The organism is Pseudoalteromonas sp. CO342X, from assembly GCF_004208915.1.
Lineage (GTDB): Bacteria > Pseudomonadota > Gammaproteobacteria > Enterobacterales > Alteromonadaceae > Pseudoalteromonas > Pseudoalteromonas maricaloris.
This window is the reverse complement of the sequence record NZ_SGPH01000059.1, coordinates 1-1,309: the sequence shown is the minus strand read 5'-3', so window position 1 is coordinate 1,309 and position 1,309 is coordinate 1. Positions and strand designations below refer to the sequence as shown.

Here is a 1,309-nt window from a genome sequence, read left to right as displayed (position 1 = left end):
CTGGATGAGTATCAAGGCCAACCACCAATTCGAGGCGTTACCGACAAGCCCACCAAAGCCAAAGCCGATGAGTTGGAACCACCAAAAGGGAATGAGTTACCGGGGGAAAAAGGGTTACACCCTCTCAAAGCACGCATGAAAGCTTATAAAGTACCTTGTTTTAAACCAAGTAATGACTTAAGGAAAAAAAATAAAGGCGACTTACGTGCTTTAGAGCATAATTACGCAAGGCAGCTTAAGCATCAAGAAAGTGGCTTAAATGATTTAACCATTGGTGAATACATAGAAAACCGCGATCGATACAAAAATATGAAGCGCAAAGGGACTGGAACTGCTCAAAATGATTTTAGGGAGGAGTTCCAATCAGATTTATTTGAGTCACTAAAAGAGTCATACGGTAGAAACAAATCACGTACGGAAGCAAAAAAATTAGCCTCGCAAAGAACAACGGAAATTATGAACAATTTACATGCATTACATGACCCTGATATGGGCGCTGGCGGGCATGATAGCGTATCTCGAATGGGCGATAAACGAGTTAATGGCTCTATAGGTCCGCAGTGGGCTAAGGCACCCATAGGAAGTAAAAAAAGGGGTAAAACACGCGTGGAATTAATGGATGAGCAAGTTGAAAAAGCATTTAAAGAATATGGCCCAGATGCTAAGTTGAACATTCAACTTGAGCGCTGCCCGTTAAACAAAAAGTAGAGAACCCATGATAGAAACTAATGATGACGATTTAGCCTTTTTTTTAAGCGAATTTGGCCAACCAACAACTGTTATACCTGCGACTACCGCTGATATAGAAACGTATCGAGGGAAACTGCCTGATCAGCTACTTGAATACTGGCAAATACTCGGTTTCAGCGGCTTTGCCGATGGTTTATTTTGGCTGACAAATCCGGCGGATTATCAAGACATTCTTGACCGATTTTTAGAAGACACCCCATTTGAACAACAAGATATTTATTATGTTATAGCACGTAATGCATGGGGCAGTTTAAAACTCTACGGGGAGAAAACCGGACATTCTCTAGAAATCAGTCCCTATTTTAATTGGATGCGAACAAAAAAAGGGAGCCAGCAAGATATTGCAGCTGGTAAGGCTAACCAAACTGCAAAAGATTTTATAGCGCTTCAAGACCCTGAACGACTTGATATTAAAAATAACCAAGGGAACCCTCTTTTTCCTGCGACATTAAAAAAACATGGGCCACTCAATGCCGATGAAGTGTACGGCTTTGCGCCATTTTTATTTATGGGTGGCGAGAAAAAAGTCAAGAATATTGAAAAGTGCGATATTTTTGCC

2 protein-coding genes are annotated in these 1,309 nt (G+C 41.1%); both read left to right on the top strand.

The annotated features are described in order from the left end of the window. A partial coding sequence (locus tag EXT47_RS23615; protein WP_130127746.1) for a polymorphic toxin type 15 domain-containing protein occupies positions 1 to 708 on the top strand: 708 nt, incomplete at its 5' end. 7 nt (positions 709 to 715) lie between these two features. Further along, positions 716 to 1,309: GAD-like domain-containing protein (locus tag EXT47_RS23610; RefSeq protein ID WP_130127745.1), on the top strand; the 594-nt coding region annotated here is incomplete at its 3' end.